Origin of the sequence: Agromyces sp. Root81 (assembly GCF_001429165.1) — a bacterium.
Taxonomy (GTDB): Bacteria; Actinomycetota; Actinomycetes; order Actinomycetales; family Microbacteriaceae; genus Agromyces.
In genome coordinates this window covers 1,664,876-1,681,196 of record NZ_LMIR01000002.1, presented here as the reverse complement: position 1 = coordinate 1,681,196, position 16,321 = coordinate 1,664,876, and the positions used below count along the sequence as shown (strand labels likewise).

Sequence of the window (16,321 nt, the reverse complement as noted above, 5' to 3'; positions counted from 1 at the left end):
GGTGCTAGTTCGTGGCGAGCACTTCGGCGTTCAGGTCCACGTACTTCAGCGAGTCCTCGCCGAGGTCGATGATGCCCTCCTGCTCCATGAGCTCGTCGACGGTGATGCCGAGCGTCGGGTACTGCTCGATGAGTGCCGGGTCGAGGGCCTCCATGGCCGCCTTGTTGGGCACCTTGTAGAGGATGTTCTCGGCCACCCAGGTCTGCACCTCGGGGTCGAGGATGTAGTTGATGAAGGCCATCGCGGCCTCCTTGTTCTTCGACGACTCGAGCACCGTCATGGTGTCGGTCCAGAGGTCGGAGCCCTCTTCGGGCACGACGAACTTGATCGACGGGTCTTCGGCGATGCCGTAGTTGCACCAGCCGTCCCAGGCCTGCACCATCGCGGCCTCACCCGAGACGAGCTTCGAGTAGAAGGTCGTGTCGTCATAGGCGAGCAGCGTCGGCTTGGTCTTCAGCAGCTGCTCCTTCGCCGCCGCGAGCTCGTCGTCGTCGGTCGTGTTGATGGAGGCGCCGGCGGCCTTGAGCGCGGGCTCGGCGAGCCAGCGGTCGGTCGAGAGCATCGTGGTCTTGCCGACGAGCTCGGGCTTCGGGTTCAGCAGGTCGTTCCACGACGTGGGGTCGTAGCCGGTGAGGTCGGGCCGATAGCAGAGACCCGTCGTGCCCCAGGCGTAGGGCTCGGAGTAGACGTTGCCCGGGTCGTAGGCCAGCTCCATCGCCTCGGGGTAGAGGTTCTTCTCGTTCGGGATGAGCGACTTGTCGAGCTCGGCCAGCAGGCCCTGCTCGCCGAGCGCCTGGGCGTACTGCCCCGAGACGAAGGCGACGTCGATGCCGGAGTCGGCGCTCGCGGTGAGCTTGGCCACGATGTCCTCGTTCGTGGTGTGGTTGACGATGGTCGTCTTCACACCCGTCTCGGCCTCGAACTTCTCGGCGAGGTCCTCGGGCGAGTAGTCGGCCCAGATCGAGACGGTGAGCGTCTGCTCGCTGAGGTCGGCATTCGGATCGAGCGTCTCGGCGGCGCCGCCGCCGGAGGAGCAGGATGAGACGGCGAAGGCGAGGGCGATCGTGCCAGCCGCGGCCGCCGCGATGCGTCGCGTCGTGGTCATGTGGTACCTCCATTGGCAGTCGGAAAGGTTGAGCGATTGTTGCACCACGGGTCAAGAAACCGCAATGGTTCTCTGAAAGGACTGGAGTGACGGTTGCCGAATAGTTACAATCCGAATTCAATGAACTCGATCCTGCAGGGTGAACGCATCGTCGTCGGCGACCATGCGCTCGTCGTCGACGCCGACGGCCGCGTGCTCGCCGGAACCGACCGGCCGGCGGCGGGCGACGGCGTCGCGCGGGCCATCGCACGACTCGTCGACGACACCGTGGCGACGGATGCCCCCGAGCGCGGCATCACCGTCGACCAGACGAACACCTCCGTGATCATCGACGAACGCCTCATCGTCAAGCTCGTCGGCCGCTGGAGCGCCGCCGACCGGGCGGCCGCGCTGCTCGAGCAGCTCGCCGCCGCCGGGTCCGAGGACGTCGACCGCTTCGTCGGGCGCGTCGAGTGGCGGCATCCCTCGCTCGGCACCTCGACGCTCGCGGTCGTCACCGAGTACCTGCCCGGCGCGGTCGACGGATGGACCTGGGCCGTCGACGACGTCGTGGCGGCACTCGACGGCGGGCCCGAGCCGGAGTGGCCGGCACTCCTCGGCGAACGCGTCGCGCGCATCCACGGGGTGCTCGGCGAGGGCGCGCAACGCTCCGAGACGGATGCCCCGACGGCCAGGGCCGATCGCGCGTCCACCGCGCTCAGGTCGGCGCTGCGCCTCTCGAGCGGCGACGCCGGGGCGCGCCTGCGCAATCGCCACGAGTCGCTCGCCCGCGACATCCGCTCGCTCGGTGCGACCGCCCCCGGCGTCGAGTTCCCGATCCACGGCGACCTGCACGTCGGGCAGGTGCTGCGCTCCCCCGGCGCCGACGCGCCCCGCTACACGGTGATCGACTTCGACGGCGACCCGCAGCTTGCCGCGGAGGAGCGCGAGGCGCCGGATGCCGCGGCGCGCGACATCGCGCACATGCTCGTCTCCTTCGACCTCGTCGCGGCCGTCGCCCAGAAGCGACTGCAGCGCGCCGACGCCCGCACCTTCGAGTTGGCCGACCGCGCGCGGCGCGACTTCCTCGACGCCTATCGCGCGCACGTGCCGAGCGGAGAGCTGCTCGACGAGACGCTGCTGCCCGGCTTCGAGGCCGAGCAGCTCGTCGCCGAGCTCCGCTACGCCGACCGCTTCCTGCCCGCCTGGATCTACGCGCCCGATGCCGCGATCACGCACCGCCACCCGTCGACGAACGAACACCCGGAGGAACCGTGGACACCGCCGCTTTCCGAGCCGATCTCGAGCTGATCCCCGAGACGCTCGACGCCCTCGCCGACGCCCTCGACGCCGGCCTGCCCGGCCTCGACCGCCTTCCCGTGCTCGGCGCCGCGCGCGTGCTCGTGCTCGGCATGGGCTCGAGCCGTTACGCCGCCGACGTCGTCGCGCGTCGCTACCGCGCGCTCGGCGCGAACGTCGTCGTCGAGCTCGCGAGCGCCGAGTTGCTCCCGCCGGCTGCACCCGATCTCGTCGTCGTCGCCGTCTCGGCGACCGGCGGCAGCGCGGAGGTGCTTCGCGCCGTCGAGCGCTACCGCGGCACCGGGCGCCTCGTGGCGGTCACGAACCGGCCGGAGTCCGAACTCGGCCGGCTCGCCGACATCGTCGTGCCGCTCCTCGCGGGGGTCGAGGCGTCGGGCGTGGCCTGCCGCACGTTCCGCGCGACCTTCCCGGTGCTCGACGCAGTGCTCGAGGCCCTGCTCGGCACCGCGCCGGCCGCTCGATTCGACGGGGCATCCGTGCGCGACGCCGCCGCCGCGACCCGGGAGCTGTTCGCGACCTCGGGCGACTGGCTTCCGCCCATCGCGGAGCTCCTCGCCGCACCGATGGGCACGTGGGCGCTCGCGCCCGCCGAGCGCGCATCGAGCGCACAGCAGTCGGCGCTCATGCTGCGCGAGGTGCCGCGCCGCTCGGCCTACGCCTCCGAGACGGGCGACTGGTCGCACGTCGACGTGTACCTCACGAAGACCCAGGACTACCGCGCTCTCGTGTTCGCCGGCTCGGTGTGGGACACCCAGGCGCTCGACTGGATGGAGCAGCGCGGTTCGCGGTTCGCGTCGATCGGCCGCGAGCTGCCCGGCGCCGAGCTCACGCTCCGGTTCCCCGGCGACGAGCGCGACGAGGTCGCCGCACTCACCGAGGTGCTCGTGGGCGAGCTCGTGGCCGACCGCTGGCTGCGGGCCGGCTGACCCCGTCGCTCAGGCGCGCCGCCGCGGCCGGCGCGCGTAGGCCCGCGCGGCGCGGCTCGACAGGGCGAGCATCACGAGGATGTCGAGCGACAGCGTCAGCAGGGTGGTCTCCAGCGTGATGTCCTGGTCGCCCGCCCACCACGCGGCGAACGAGCCGCTGATGCTGAACGTCGCGAACACCATCACGAGGATGCGCGGCCAGTTCAGCCCGAGGTAGATGAGCACGGCGAGCACGAGTTCGACGAGCAGCACCGCGCCGCCGAACACGAGCACGACCGCGAGGGCGGCATCGAGCTGGTCGTTCGAGAGCTGCACGCCGGCGTCGTCGGTCGCCTCGGAGACGAGGTCGCCCCACTCCAGCGCCAGGCTGATGAGCCAGACCACGCCCGCGAGCACGCGAAGCACGACGAGCCCGGCGCCCGCGGTGGTCGCGATGGGTCGCGGCATGTCCGCGGGCGGACTCACCGGCAGCGCGAGCGCAGCCGGCGGCTCGAAGGCGGCGCGCTTCTCGCCCGCGTTCATCGCGCGCTCCCGTCCGTCGCCGGCGGCGGGACGGATGCCGCGCCCGGCACGACGCCGCGCACGTCGATCACCGGCAGGTCGCCGTCGGTGACGATGGTGTCGCCGCCGCCGTTGCGTGAGTGGTAGCCGGTGGCGAAGTCCCGCAGGACCTCGACCCGCACCGCCGGGTCGGCCGCACGCAGCGTCGAGACGATGTGGTCGCGCTCGATGTCGGTCTCGGCGTCGATCTTGTGGGTGATCTGCAGCGTGAACAGCGAGAACCCCACGGCACGGTCGAAGGTGCCTGCCGCGAGCCAGTCGACGCGCGATCCGCCAGGCAGCAGCCAGCCGTCCGGGCACCGCCAGAACCGCACGTGGTGGCGCTTGGCCGGGTTGCCTGCGACCTCCTGCTGGTACGCGGCGTCCTGCTGGCGGCCGAACAGGAACAGCGGGCTGACGGGCGCCTCGTCGTAGCTGCGACGCGTGAGGGTCGAGGAGATGATGCGCAGGCTCGATGCGCCGGTGATCTCGTCGGCCCGGGTCCAGCCCGCAGCGCTCATCGCCGCATGCAGTTGCTCCGCCTCGCCGAGCACCGCGAGGTTGACGGGGTCGCCGAGCAGCCCGTCACTCGTGCGGGCGCGACCGATGAAGTAGTCGGGCACGTAGATGGTCGTCAGGATGCGGTGCAGGCGCGGAAGCACGAGATAGGCGAGCAGCGCCCAGAAGACGACGAACCCCAGCACGGCCCACCAGCCGAACGAGAAGGACTCGCTGAACAGGAGCCACGCCAGCCAGATCGCGGCCAGCCCTGCGAACACGAAGAAGAAGCCGTCGAGCAGCGCGTTCGCCGAGAAGCGACGACGCGGGGCCGGTTCGCCCGGCGCCTGCTCGATCACGTCACCGGATGCCCCGGCCCCCACCTGCCCCATGCCTGCATGCTAGCCGTGGCGGACGTCTCGACGCCGCCGGACGTTCCGTACACGTTCGCCTGCATCGCGGTCACTCGCGAGCGTCGCGGCTCTCCCGCACGATGCGGGACGCGGCCCTGCGGTCATCGGCGCCGAGCTTGACGAGGATCAGCGAGACGTAGTTCGCGACGGTCTTCGTGGAGAGGTGCAGGCGTTCGGCGATGACCGGGTTCGCGAGGCCGCGGCTCATCAGCTCGGCGATGGCCGTCTCCCGCGGGGTCAGCCCGAGCATCGCGTGCGGCTCGGGCGCCGAGCCGCCGAAGCCCGGCCGCGGCACCCCGGCCCCGATCCAGAGCGCCCCGGCGAGCGCCGCCTCGATCGCGGCGATGATCTGCTCGGGCGGGGCCTGCTTCACGACGTAGCCGGAGGCGCCGGCCTGCAGCGCGGCACGCACCGACTGCTCGTCGTCGTACAGGGTGATCACGACGACCGGCACCTCGGGGAGCTCGGCGACGATGCGTTCGGTCGCGGCGACGCCGCCGAGCTCCGGCAGCCCGAGGTCCATCAGCACGAGGTCGGGGCGGGTGTCGAGGACGACGGCGATCGCCTCGGTGCCGCTCGACGCCTCGCCGACGACCTCGAAGTCGCTCGCACGCAGGAGCGCCACGAGCCCCTTGCGGAAGACCGGATGGTCGTCGACCACGACGATGCGGCTCATGCCGCCACCTCCCTCGGCACCGGCAGTCGCACCGTGATACGCGCCCCGCCTCCCGGTCCGTTGCCGAATCGCGCGGTGCCGCCGAGCTCGAGCGCCCGTTCGCGGATCGATGCGAGCCCGAGTCCGCTGCCGACCCGTTGCGGCATCCCGATGCCGTCGTCGTCGACCTGCACGTGCAGTTCGTCGGCGCGCCGCTCGATGGTGACCCGGCACCGGGCGGCCCGCGCGTGGCGCCGCACGTTCGCGACCGCCTCCTGCACGATGCGGAGCGCCGCGAGATCGACTGCGGCGGGAAGCTCGAGGTCGGCGTCGGGGGCGACCACCTCGACGAGCAGCGCGTCGGCGCTCTGCCCGTGCACGCGGTCGCGGATCGCCGCCACGAGCCCGCGGTCGTCGAGGATCGGGGGCCGCAGCCCGTAGGCGATCTCCCGGGACTGCACGACGGCCGCCTGGATGTCCTCGTGCAGCTCGGTCGCCTGCCGGGCGAGCTCGGCATCGATCGAGGCAGCTCGTCGGGCGACCGCTGCGGCGCCGAGGCTCAGCCCCGACAGCGTGGGCGACAGGTCGTCGTGGAGGTCGCGGCGGAGCCGCCGACGCTCCTCCTCCCTCGCGAGGAGGAGCCGGGTGTGCGCCTCGCCGAGTTCGGCGAGGGCCCGAGCTCCGTGCAGCGCCGGGGCGGAGTGCACGGCGATGCGGGTGACGACCTCGCGGTCGCGAGCGGTCAGCGCGGACTCGCCGGGCCGCGGCGGCACCGACAGCACCGCGAGCTCCTCGCCGTGGAACACGATCGGGAACCGCTCGACGCCGGGGGCGTCGTGCACCTCGCCCACGCGCGCCGCGAAGACGCCGTCGCCGTGGAGTTCGGCGCCGTCGAGGAACAGTGCGTCGACGACGGTCCTCACGATGACGACCGCGACCGCGTCCTGGTCCGAGCGGTCGTCGAGACGCTCGCCGAGCGTGGCCACGGCGAGCGCGGCATCGACCCGCCCGCGGTAGACGATCCGAGTTGCGAGCCGGGCCGAGACGCGGAGCACCGGGTACGCGAGCACGCCGACGACCCCGGCGCCCCACCACCCGCCGGCCGCTGCGCTCGCTCCGATGGCCGCGGCTGCCGTGGTGGTCGCCCAGTACGCGGTCGCCAGCACGGGAACCGCGATCGTGGCGACGAGCACCGAGCGGAACGCGGCATCCACGTTCCACAGCCCCGGCCTCAGCAGTCCGATCGCCGGGCCGAGCAGGAGGGGCACGATCGCGAGGTTCGCGAGGCCTTCGGAGACCGGCCCGCCGGCGCCCACCCCGCCTCCGCCCGTGAGCGCGAGCACGAGGTAGAGCTCGACGCCCAGCACGATGCCCAGCAGCGCCCAGCGCACCGACTCCCGCTCCGACGTCGTCGAGCGCCGGAGGTACCGGTAGACCTGCGCGCCCACGATGAGCAGCTCGCCCGCCGGCACGATCCACCACCACGGCTGGGCCGACAGCCGGTGGCCGCTGACGAGCTCGGCGAGGTACCAGAGCGCGGCGACGGCCACCGGCCAGACGATCCAGCGCGGCACGAACCGCCCGTCGGGGTACGTCGCGAGCAGCACGGGGAAGGCCACGAACCAGAGCTGCGCGAGCCGCTCGTCCGCCAGCAGGAAGCTCGAACCGATCGAGACGAGGATCACGGCGAGCGCGGCGGTCGGGATGAGTGCCCGTGCGCCCGCGGGCGCACGCACCGAGCGGACGACGAGGAGCACCACGAGCGACCAGGCGACCACGACGACGATCACCCGGCTGGCCACGAGGAACGCGGTGCCGTCCATGGTGCTCCGATCCTCGCATCCCGAGCGCCGGCGGCGCCAGCACGGCTCAGGCCGCCCGCTTCGCCTTCACGAGGAAGGCGATGCCGGCGGTGAGCGCGAACCCCAGCCCGGCGAGCGTGCCCCACGGCGGAGCGAACGGCACGAGCAGCTGCGCCACCATCGCGGCCGCCGCCAGGAACGCCACGATCGCGAGCGGCACGCCGACCACTCCGCGACGGCGGCCGATGGTCGCGAGCGCGACCAGCCACCACGCGAAGCCCACCACGTAGATCATGATCGCGCTCGCGAGCACGACGCTGAGCAGCTGGTAGAGGCCGAGCTGCGTCGCCCGGTCGGGGGCGACCTCGCCGAGGAAGAGCCCGACCGAGGTGTACGGCGCGACGCTGAGTCCGGCGACGAGGATCCAGCCGAGCGCGGCGGTGACGCCGAGCGTCTGCGACACCGCGGCGGTCGTCGAGGTCGGGGCGTCGGAGAGTCGGGCGAGTCGGCCGACCGCCGTGACGAAGTACAGCAGTCCGACCCCCACCGCCACGAAGATCGCCGCCTCTGCGATGCCGTTGAAGGGGTGCGAGGAGACGAACGCGAAGTCGACGCCGTCGACGAGGTCGGCCGACGCGATCGAGACCAGCACGGGCTGGAGGAACCACGCGACCGCGGCGCCGATGCCGCCGAACCCCGCGGTGCGGAGGAGCCGGCGCCTCGGGTCGGATGCCGGTGATGCGTCGAGCGCCGCGGCGCTCCGGTCGGTGCGGGTCATGAGCGTGTTCCCTCCGAGATGAAGTGGTGCGGATGCCTGCAGCCTCGCCGATCGATGTCCCGGGAGGGCAGGGAACACGACTCACGAATCCGCGGATATCCTCGCTCCATGGCCTACGACGTCGTGCGCATCCGTTCGGAGTTCCCGTCACTCGAGAGCGGCTGGGCCCAGTTCGACGGGCCCGGCGGTACGCAGACGCCGCGGTCGGTCGGCGACGCCGTGGCATCCGTGCTCACCGGCCCGCTCTCGAACCGCGGCACCACCGGCGTCTCCGAGGAACGCGCCGAGGCGGCGGTGCACGGGTTCCGGCTCGCGATGGCCGACCTCGTCAACGGGCACCCGCGCGGCATCGTGCAGGGTCGCAGCGCCACGCAGCTCGCCTACGACTTCTCGCGGCACCTCTCGAAGCAGTGGGCCGAGGGCGACGAGGTCGTCGTGACCCGGCTCGACCACGACTCGAACGTGCGCCCGTGGGTACAGGCCGCGGAGCGGGTCGGCGCCACGGTGCGCTGGGCGGACTTCGACCCGGCCACCGGTGAACTGCCCCTCGAGGCCGTCGCCGCCGTGCTCTCGGAGCGGACTCGACTCGTCGCCGTCACGGCGGCCTCGAACCTCATCGGCACGATGCCCGACATCCCGGCGATCGCCGCGGCCGCGCACGCGGTCGGCGCGCTCTTCTACGTCGACGGCGTGCACTTCACGGCGCACGAGCTGCCCGACGTCGGGGCGCTCGGTGCCGACTTCTTCACGTGCTCGCCGTACAAGTTCCTCGGCCCGCACTTCGGCGTCCTCGCGGCAGCCCCCGAACTCCTCGAGACCCTCGCGCCAGACAAGCTGGCGCCGTCGACGAACGTCGTGCCCGAGCGGTTCGAGTTCGGCACGCTGCCCTACGAGCTGCTCGCGGGCGGCACCGCGGCGGTCGACGCGTTGGCGGGCCTCGCCGACCTCGCCGAAGCGGATGCCGCGAGCTCGCGCCGCGTGCGGCTCGTCGCCTCGTACGCGGCACTGCACGAGCACGAGGAGGTGCTCCGCGCCCGCATCGAGGCCGGGCTCGCCGAGCTGTCAGGGGTCACCGTCTGGTCGCGTGCGGTTCGCCGCACGCCCACGTTGCTGATGACGTTCGCGGGCCACGAGGCATCCGAGGTCACGAAGCGCCTCGCCGAGGGCCGGGTGCTCGCGCCGAGCAGCAACTTCTACGCCCTCGAGGCGTCGCGGCATCTCGGGCTCGGCGATGCCGGCGGGCTGCGAGTGGGCCTCGCGCCGTACACCGATGCGAGCGAGGTGGAGCGACTGCTCGACGGGCTCGCCGCGGCGCTGCGCTGACCCGGCGGGAATCGGACTCCAGCCGGCCGATCGATCGTCGTGGCCGATCCCGTCGCCCTACGCTGATTCCATGACCCTCGCCGATACCGCCGCCGAACTCCGCCGCCTGCACGCCGACGCCGAACTGCTCCAGGTGGTGAACGTCTGGGATGTCGTGAGCGCCACGGCGATCGCCGCCCTGCCGCAGACCCGCGCGATCGCCACCGCGAGCCACTCGATCGCCGCGTCGTTCGGCTACGCCGACGGCGAGCAGATCCCCGTCGACCTCATGCTCGACATGTGCGGGCGCATCGCGCGCGCCGTCGAGGTGCCGGTCAGCGCCGACCTCGAAGCCGGCTACGGCGACCCCGGCGAGACCGTCCGCCGCGCGATCGGCGAGGGCATCGCCGGGGCGAACCTCGAGGATCAGCTGAAGCCCCTCGCGGACTCGGTCGCCGCCGTCGCCGCAGCCGTGGCCGCCGCGGAGGCCGAGGGCGTGCCGTTCGCGCTGAACGCGCGCACCGACGCGTTCCTCCGCGGGCGCGAGCGCTCGCTCGACGTGAACATCGCCGACGCGATCGAGCGCGGCCGCGCCTATCTCGACGCCGGCGCGACGAGCGTGTTCGTGCCCGGCATGTTCGGCGAGGAGGTCGTGGCGGAGCTCGTGGCCGGCATCGGCGAGCTGAAGGTGACGCTCATCGGCCTGCCCGGCGTGCCGGCGCCTGCGCGCCTCCAGGACCTCGGCGTCGCCCGCGTCTCGTACGGGCCTACGACGCAGCGCGTCGCGCTCGGCGCCCTGCAGGATCTCGCGACGAGCCTCTACAGCGGCGGCGTCCTGCCCGAGGGCATCCGCCCGCTCAACTGATCACCGATCGGTCCGCGACTTGGGGGGTCGGGTGCGGTGGCCGGTGCGCCACCGCACCCGATCTCACTCCCGCGTGGTCGGTTCCCGCTTGCGGCGACGGATCATCACGATCATCAACCCGCCGGCGAACAGCAGGAGCGCGAGCGATGCGGTCGGGACGAGATCCGCACCCGTGTACGGGAGCCCTGACGGCGCAGGCGGCGGCCCGGTCAAGGTGACGGTGTCCTCAGCGGTCGCGCCGCGATCGGTGGTGACCGTTGCCGTATTGGTCAGGGATCTGATCCCGGCATCGTGCCGGGTCAGGGTGTACCTCGCGGTCGCGGTCGCGGTCTGCCCGGGGGCGAGCACGCCGTCATCGCCGGGCCACGTGTACACCAGTGCGGACAGTCCCGGCAACGGGTCGGTCACGACCACGTTCCGCAGTGTCACGTTCCCGGCGTTCGTGATCGTGAACCCGTAGCTGACGGCATCGCCCTCCTGCCACACCCCCTGATCGATCGTCGCGGTCTTGTCGAGCGTGACCGCCGATGTGACGGGGATCACCAGGGTGTGCGTGTCGTCATCGGTGACCGGGTCTCCGTCGCGCGGCGGGGTGCCCCGGGTCGTGGCCGTGTTCACCACCTGTCCCGCATCGACATCCGCCTGCGTCAGCGTGTACGACGCGGTACCCACGAGCGTGGCACTCGGCGCGAGCACACCGTCCTCGCCCGGCCATGTCAGTTGGATGTCCGACAGACCCGCCATCACGTCGTCGAGCTCGACGTCGTGGAGGGTGACGACACCCAGGTTGGTGACGTCGAACCGGTAGCGCACGACATCGCCGGCCTGGACCGTCGCATCACCGTCGATCCGCCCCGACTTCACGAGTTGGATGCCTGCATCCACGGGGGTCTGCAAGGTGACGGTGTCGTCACCGTGCACCGGACTGTCTCCGGGACCGGTGCCGTCGATGGTCGCCGTGTTCGTCACCGAACCGGTCCCGTCGACGTCCGCCTGGGTGACGGTGTACGACGCGTGCGCCACCACCGACTGTCCCGGCGCGAGCACCCCCGCTGCGCCCGGCCAGGTGTAGACCAGGTCGGTCAGGCCCGGCAGCGGATCCGCCACCACCACGTTCGTGAGGGTCACGTTGCCCGAGTTCGTCGCGGTGAAGGTGTAGACGATCGTGTCGCCGGCCTTGCCACGCTGACCCGGTGTGTACGCGCCGTCCTTGTCGAACACGATCCCAGGGGTCCGCACGATGGGGACCGTGAACGTGTCGTCGTCAGTGACCGGGAGCCCGGCCGGGGTCTGGCCCGCACCGGTCGCGGTGTTCACGACCTGGCCGGCATCGACATCGGCCTGCGTGACCCCATACGTCGCGGTCGCGGTCACCGACTGCCCCGGCGCCAGCGTTCCCGCCGTCGCCGTCGGCCAAGTGAACTGCCAACCCGTCAGTCCCGGCAACGGATCGGTGATCGCCACGCCCTGCAACGTGACCGCCCCATCGTTGGCAAGGACGAACGTGTACGTGATCTCGTCACCGGCCCGCGCGGGTACACCCTGCCCGGTCTTCGTCAACGTCACATGCGGCACCGCGGTACTCGTCACGGTGTGCGAGGACGTGGCCTCGACCGGGTCACCGGCCGGTGGGCTGCCCGCAACGGTCGCCGTGTTCGCCACCCTGCCCGCGTCGATATCGGCCTGCGTGATCGTGTATTGCGCGGTCGCGGTCGCTTCCTCGTCCGGCGCCAATACGTTCGCCCCGCTCGGCCCCCACGTATACGTGATCCCCGACAGGCCCGGCAGCGGGTCGGTGATCGCAGCGCCCGTGAGCGTCACATCCCCGGTGTTGTGGATCGCGAACGTGTAGTCCACGACCTCACCCACCGCCGCGAACGTCGGCAGCACCGACCCCTTCACGATCGTGATCGCCGGGTTCGTGACCACCGCGTCCCGGTCGTCCGCGGTACCGGTGAGCGGTACACCACCCGGGTTCGCCGGATCCGGCACCGACACCCGCGCCGTGTTCACCAGCTCCGCGGTGTTGATCGTGGAGGACACCGTCACCGTCACCGTCCGCGTCAGCGAACCCTGCCCCGGCATGTCCGGCAGCGCCCACGTCACCACGCCCCCCGACTCGGTGCCGCCATCGGAAGCCGACACGAACGACACCCTGGGCGGCAGCGTGTCCGTCAGCGTGCCCCCCGTGAGCGTCTCGAAGTCGAGCGGGTTGTCGACCGTGATCGTGTACGTCAGCGTGTCGCCCGGCCGTGCAGTCGTCACTCCGTCGGTCTTCGTCACCCCGACATCGCCGGCCGCAGCCGTCGGATCCACCGACATCTGAGCCTCGTTGTTCGCCATGACCCCGTCGAACATCCGGCCCGACACGTCAGCCGTGATCGTGAGGGCGCTCGACGTCGTCGGCCGCACCGGAATGTCCAACGCCTGCGACACTCCGAGCAGCAACGGGCTGTTGGGCGTGCACGTCAGCGTCGCCGGACCGATCGCGGTCCCGAACACCGGAGCACCGTCGCCATCGACCGCAGTGCAGACCCAGCCGGCCGGAGTGAAGGACGTCACCTCCAAGCCCGCTGGGATCGCAACCTTCACCTCACCTTGCGTCTTGTCCGCACCACCGTTGTTGGTCACCGTCCACGGCAACACCCCAGGCCTGCCGTCCTGCAACTGCGGCGTGCCTGCAACGATCTGCAGATCCGTTTCCTCGATCGACGCGCACACCGGCGCCGGCTCCGACACGTTGCTCAACCCCGTCGCCTTCACCGCGAACGAGTTGCACGCCTTCGCCCCGAACCCCGGCGCGTCGACCACCGCCGCCGTGTACTGCAACGAGAACGAGTCGCCAGCAGCCAGGGTTCCCGGCCGCTCGACCCGGATCGACTGGGCACCCGCCGGCGACGAATCCCAATCGCTCACACACCCCGGCACCGTCGGATCCACCTCAGGACGACACGGCTGCGTGGCATCCGAGTACGTCGCCGTCGCACCATTCGTGGGCCCCGTCACCGACGCCACCGTCTCTTGGAACGTCGACCCACGCGGCGACGAACCAGTCGGATCACTCGTTCCCGTATCGCCCACATACGGCAGCACGTCGTACCCGACCACATCACTGAGCGCGGTGTTGCCGGTGTTCGTCACCGAGATCCGGTACTTGATACTCGTCGAATTCGGCGGCACCCCGACCGAGATGCTCGGATCCGAATACCACTTGCACCCATCCGGCTGCGACGCATCCGGCAGGCAGATCTCCTTCAGCACCTGCATCGCCGCCACCGAACCCACCGGGACACTCGCAGGAGGATTCGCCTCAGAGAATCGCACCGTCGCCGGATTCCCATCGATATCCGGAACATCCGTGAACTGACTCGTGAAGATATCGCCCGGCTGCGGATCATTCGTGTTCGTGATGAATGCGCGCGCCACACCTGGAGCCCCCGCCGGAGCCGCCGCCGTCGGGCGGGCGATCACCGACATCACCGGCAACCCCGTGTTCTCACCGAACACCGTCCCCGGCGGCCACGACGCGACCACCACCTGACGCGGCAGCCCGGCGACGGTGACCGTCCGGTACGTGAACTGCACCCCCGCCGGCACCGAACCCGCCGGGAAGGACGCCGAACCCGGCGTGATGTTCCACGCCGCGGGCGCCATGAACACGTACTCGGGAGTGATGTCACGGGTCAGCGGCACCTGCGAGATCGTACCGCCCACCCTGAAGGTCACGTCCGTCGTCGTCGTCGCCGTGGACGCACCGCCCGCGATCGTCGTGGCGCCGAACATCGCCGTGATCGTCGGGTTCGGGCCCACCAGATGAACGCTGAACGTGTTCCCGTCCGTCAGGTTCGGCACGCTCGGGTTCTGATAGTCGAGCGAGCCCGTGAACGTGTTCTCATGCACGGAATCCGGCGTCGCGTTCGGCCCGATCGAGCCGCTCATGTTCATCACGAACGCGTTCCAGCCGTTGTTGGCGGGCGTCGTCGAACCGCCGGTGATGGGGTTCACGGTCGTCGCGGTGAAGGAGGCGATTCGCCGCCCGGCCGGGGCGTTGAAGTTGGTGACGTTCAACGCCGTGCCCGTGGTCCCGTCATCCAGGGTGTACTGGATGTTCGCCGGCACGCTCCCGCAGCATCCGCCGGCGCTGGACCAGGTCAGCGGCTGCAGCCGGGTGATCGGAAGTTCCGGGTCGTTCAGTGTGGTGTCAGTGATCGTCGCGATCGCCGGCGCGTTCCCCGAGTTCGCGACCCACGCGTTCCACCAGAAGCTCGTTGACGAGGTCGGGATCGGGATGTCGACCACGCCCGTCGGGTGATCGTTGTTGTTCCCGCCGACGGCCGCACCCGGGCCAGTGGACTTGTATCCGCCCTTCCAGGCGTCGATCCGCCCGAACGGGGCGATCAGCACGACCGTGCCTGTCGTCGGCCCGAAAACCGTGTCCGGGAACTCCGGATGACCCGGCCACTGCATCACCGCGGACGCCGTGTTCTCGCGCTCCGCACCTCCGGGCGCATCCGGCGTCACCTTGTACAGGTACCGCACCGTGAACGCGGTGCGGAAGTTCTGCTCCGGGATGGTGTTCGGCGGAGCCAGCTCCGGCGACGTCACCGTCGCCGCCTTGAACCGGGTCCCTGTCGGCGCATCCGCGGTCCCGGTCGACGTACCCGTGGATCCATCCGACGCGGTCCACGCGATCGTCGACCCCGCGGGAGCCACGATCTGGTACACCGGCAGGTCGGGCTGATCCAGAGTGTCGTCGGTGACCACCGCAACGCCGGGAATGTTCGCCGTGTTGTAGACCGTGACGCGCCACTCCTTCAGATTCACCCCGGTCGCAGGCACCACCACCGTGGCATCCGCCGTCAACGGACGCGCCGAGCCGTCATACGTCGACTGCTTCGGATCCATCGCGGCACGCGGGAACGGATCCGCGCACTTCAGCGGGAACGGGCCACTCGCGGCCAGGGCTGCCGTCTTCTGCACGCCAGGCGTCCCCGGCAGGCTGATGTACGTGGCGTCCACGCGACCCGTCGGCCCGTTGAACGACGTCGTGAAGTTGCAGGTCTGACCTGGCGGGGCGACATTCGCGCGGGGGAACTTGATCGTGACGTTGTGCGGGTTCGCCGCCCACCCTACGAGCGAGGTATTGCCGGTCGCCGCCCACGGCGGGCCGACCCACGTCAACACGAGTCCCGTGGACGGGTCGCCGGAGACCGTCGGATTCCCGTCGGCCGAGACGAACACGGCACCAACCGGAAGCTGATGCGTGACCGTGTAGGCGGAGGAGCATTGGAAGTCGTAGGTGAACCGGTTGCTCTCGTTCTTGCATCCGGTCGCCATGCGCAGCTGGTAGCCGATGTTGGTGTCGGTCGAGAAGAAACCCGACGACGGCGTGGTCAGGTTGGCCGTCGAGATCGTCGGATCCGGGACGGCGATATGCCAGATCACCGGCGTAATCGCCGCCGTCAGCTCACCCACCGCCGTTGTGGCGTTTCCGCGCACCGTCTGTGTGATCTCGAAGCCGTCCGGGAAGATCGCGTACGCGGAGTCCTGCCGCTCAGGTGTCGCACCCGACTGACCCAGGTCCTGCCACCCGTACTCGAGGGTGAACTGACCCGACGAACCCGCAGGCAGGTTGCCGAGCGAGACGGTATACCCCGCCGCCTCCGACCCGGCGACGGATCCGCCGCTCAGCGGAGGCGTGAACCCCGTTTGCCTCAGCAGGCGGTAGAAGTTGTAGTTCGGGTCCATTTGTGTCGGATCGAACTTCACCGTCGCGTTGTCGCACGCGGCCGACACACACGAGAAGTCGACCTTGAACGCGATCCGACGTGGAGCCTGAGACGAGGTGACGGAGATGATCGGGGCACCGGTCGACGCATCCACCGCCTGCACCGTCACCAGCAGCTGCGCGTCTCCAGCCGCCTGCGCGCTTGGAGCACCCACACCGAAGAGCAGCGAGAGCAGCATCAACGGAACCGTCAACATCGCTGCCCAAGTACGCACCCACCGCGATCGTCCCGACACAGCATTCATGGCTACCGGCATTGTGTCCCCCCGACAACAATTGGTCCTCCCGCATCATGGCCTACCGCCCCCGGTCCGTACGTAGTGCATTTCGCATGATGTATGCCCGGCAGC

Annotated in this window: 11 protein-coding genes; 4 read left to right on the top strand and 7 right to left on the bottom strand. The window is 70.7% G+C overall.

The features are described from left to right. Positions 1-4: 4 nt before the first annotated feature. Complete coding sequence (locus tag ASE14_RS12995) at positions 5-1,105, bottom strand: spermidine/putrescine ABC transporter substrate-binding protein (protein WP_056655149.1); 1,101 nt, start codon at positions 1,103-1,105, stop codon at positions 5-7. A gap of 120 nt (positions 1,106-1,225) precedes the next feature. Between ASE14_RS12995 and ASE14_RS12990 the strand changes: the two genes are divergently transcribed. Together ASE14_RS12990 and ASE14_RS12985 are read left to right on the top strand one after the other, a co-directional pair. Next, the gene (locus tag ASE14_RS12990; protein WP_056655146.1) at positions 1,226-2,395 is read left to right on the top strand and encodes a hypothetical protein; all 1,170 of its coding nucleotides are present in this window, start codon (positions 1,226-1,228) and stop codon (positions 2,393-2,395) included. Next, positions 2,359-3,330 carry an SIS domain-containing protein gene (locus ASE14_RS12985; protein WP_056655143.1) on the top strand — a complete coding sequence of 324 codons (972 nt, stop codon included), beginning with the start codon at positions 2,359-2,361 and terminating at the stop codon, positions 3,328-3,330. Before ASE14_RS12990 ends, ASE14_RS12985 begins: the two co-directional genes overlap by 37 nt. Positions 3,331-3,339: 9 nt before the next feature. Here the strand turns inward: ASE14_RS12985 and ASE14_RS12980 are convergent, their stop codons facing one another. The 5 genes from ASE14_RS12980 to ASE14_RS12960 all read right to left on the bottom strand — a co-directional run bounded on the left by ASE14_RS12980 (position 3,340) and on the right by ASE14_RS12960 (position 8,016). Next, positions 3,340-3,852: a hypothetical protein gene (locus tag ASE14_RS12980; protein WP_056655138.1), complete on the bottom strand. Its 513-nt coding sequence runs from the start codon at positions 3,850-3,852 to the stop codon at positions 3,340-3,342. After that, positions 3,849-4,760 (bottom strand): LssY C-terminal domain-containing protein, encoded by a 912-nt coding sequence (locus tag ASE14_RS12975; RefSeq protein ID WP_082600664.1) that lies wholly within the window; start codon positions 4,758-4,760, stop codon positions 3,849-3,851. The genes ASE14_RS12980 and ASE14_RS12975 overlap by 4 nt, the downstream gene beginning before the upstream one ends. 70 nt (positions 4,761-4,830) lie before the next feature. Then, a complete protein-coding gene (locus tag ASE14_RS12970; RefSeq protein ID WP_056655136.1) occupies positions 4,831-5,457 on the bottom strand; it encodes a response regulator transcription factor in 627 nt (208 codons plus the stop codon). After that, positions 5,454-7,259: an ATP-binding protein gene (locus ASE14_RS12965; protein WP_056655131.1), complete on the bottom strand. Its 1,806-nt coding sequence runs from the start codon at positions 7,257-7,259 to the stop codon at positions 5,454-5,456. The genes ASE14_RS12970 and ASE14_RS12965 overlap by 4 nt, the downstream gene beginning before the upstream one ends. Positions 7,260-7,305: 46 nt before the next feature. Continuing rightward, positions 7,306-8,016 carry a hypothetical protein gene (locus tag ASE14_RS12960; protein WP_056655128.1) on the bottom strand — a complete coding sequence of 237 codons (711 nt, stop codon included), beginning with the start codon at positions 8,014-8,016 and terminating at the stop codon, positions 7,306-7,308. A 108-nt stretch (positions 8,017-8,124) separates the two neighbouring features. Between ASE14_RS12960 and ASE14_RS12955 the strand changes: the two genes are divergently transcribed. Beyond that, on the top strand, positions 8,125-9,339 hold the full coding sequence (locus tag ASE14_RS12955) for a cysteine desulfurase-like protein (protein WP_056655125.1): 1,215 nt from the start codon (positions 8,125-8,127) through the stop codon (positions 9,337-9,339). Positions 9,340-9,409: 70 nt separating this feature from the next. After that, complete coding sequence (locus ASE14_RS12950; protein ID WP_056655121.1) at positions 9,410-10,183, top strand: isocitrate lyase/phosphoenolpyruvate mutase family protein; 774 nt, start codon at positions 9,410-9,412, stop codon at positions 10,181-10,183. Positions 10,184-10,246: 63 nt separating this feature from the next. Here the strand turns inward: ASE14_RS12950 and ASE14_RS12945 are convergent, their stop codons facing one another. Next, positions 10,247-16,150: a DUF11 domain-containing protein gene (locus ASE14_RS12945; protein ID WP_162257738.1), complete on the bottom strand. Its 5,904-nt coding sequence runs from the start codon at positions 16,148-16,150 to the stop codon at positions 10,247-10,249. Between the last annotated feature and the right edge of the window lie 171 nt (positions 16,151-16,321).

Bases quoted from the DNA above. Each gene is read 5' to 3' on its own strand.
- ASE14_RS12990 (WP_056655146.1), top strand. From the start codon at position 1,226: ATGAACTCGATCCTGCAGGGTGAACGCATCGTCGTCGGCGACCATGCG.
- ASE14_RS12995 (WP_056655149.1), bottom strand. From the start codon at position 1,105: ATGACCACGACGCGACGCATCGCGGCGGCCGCGGCTGGCACGATCGCC.
- ASE14_RS12965 (WP_056655131.1), bottom strand. From the start codon at position 7,259: ATGGACGGCACCGCGTTCCTCGTGGCCAGCCGGGTGATCGTCGTCGTG.
- ASE14_RS12955 (WP_056655125.1), top strand. From the start codon at position 8,125: ATGGCCTACGACGTCGTGCGCATCCGTTCGGAGTTCCCGTCACTCGAG.
- ASE14_RS12975 (WP_082600664.1), bottom strand. From the start codon at position 4,760: ATGGGGCAGGTGGGGGCCGGGGCATCCGGTGACGTGATCGAGCAGGCG.
- ASE14_RS12980 (WP_056655138.1), bottom strand. From the start codon at position 3,852: ATGAACGCGGGCGAGAAGCGCGCCGCCTTCGAGCCGCCGGCTGCGCTC.
- ASE14_RS12945 (WP_162257738.1), bottom strand. From the start codon at position 16,150: ATGCTGCTCTCGCTGCTCTTCGGTGTGGGTGCTCCAAGCGCGCAGGCG.
- ASE14_RS12950 (WP_056655121.1), top strand. From the start codon at position 9,410: ATGACCCTCGCCGATACCGCCGCCGAACTCCGCCGCCTGCACGCCGAC.
- ASE14_RS12970 (WP_056655136.1), bottom strand. From the start codon at position 5,457: ATGAGCCGCATCGTCGTGGTCGACGACCATCCGGTCTTCCGCAAGGGG.
- ASE14_RS12960 (WP_056655128.1), bottom strand. From the start codon at position 8,016: ATGACCCGCACCGACCGGAGCGCCGCGGCGCTCGACGCATCACCGGCA.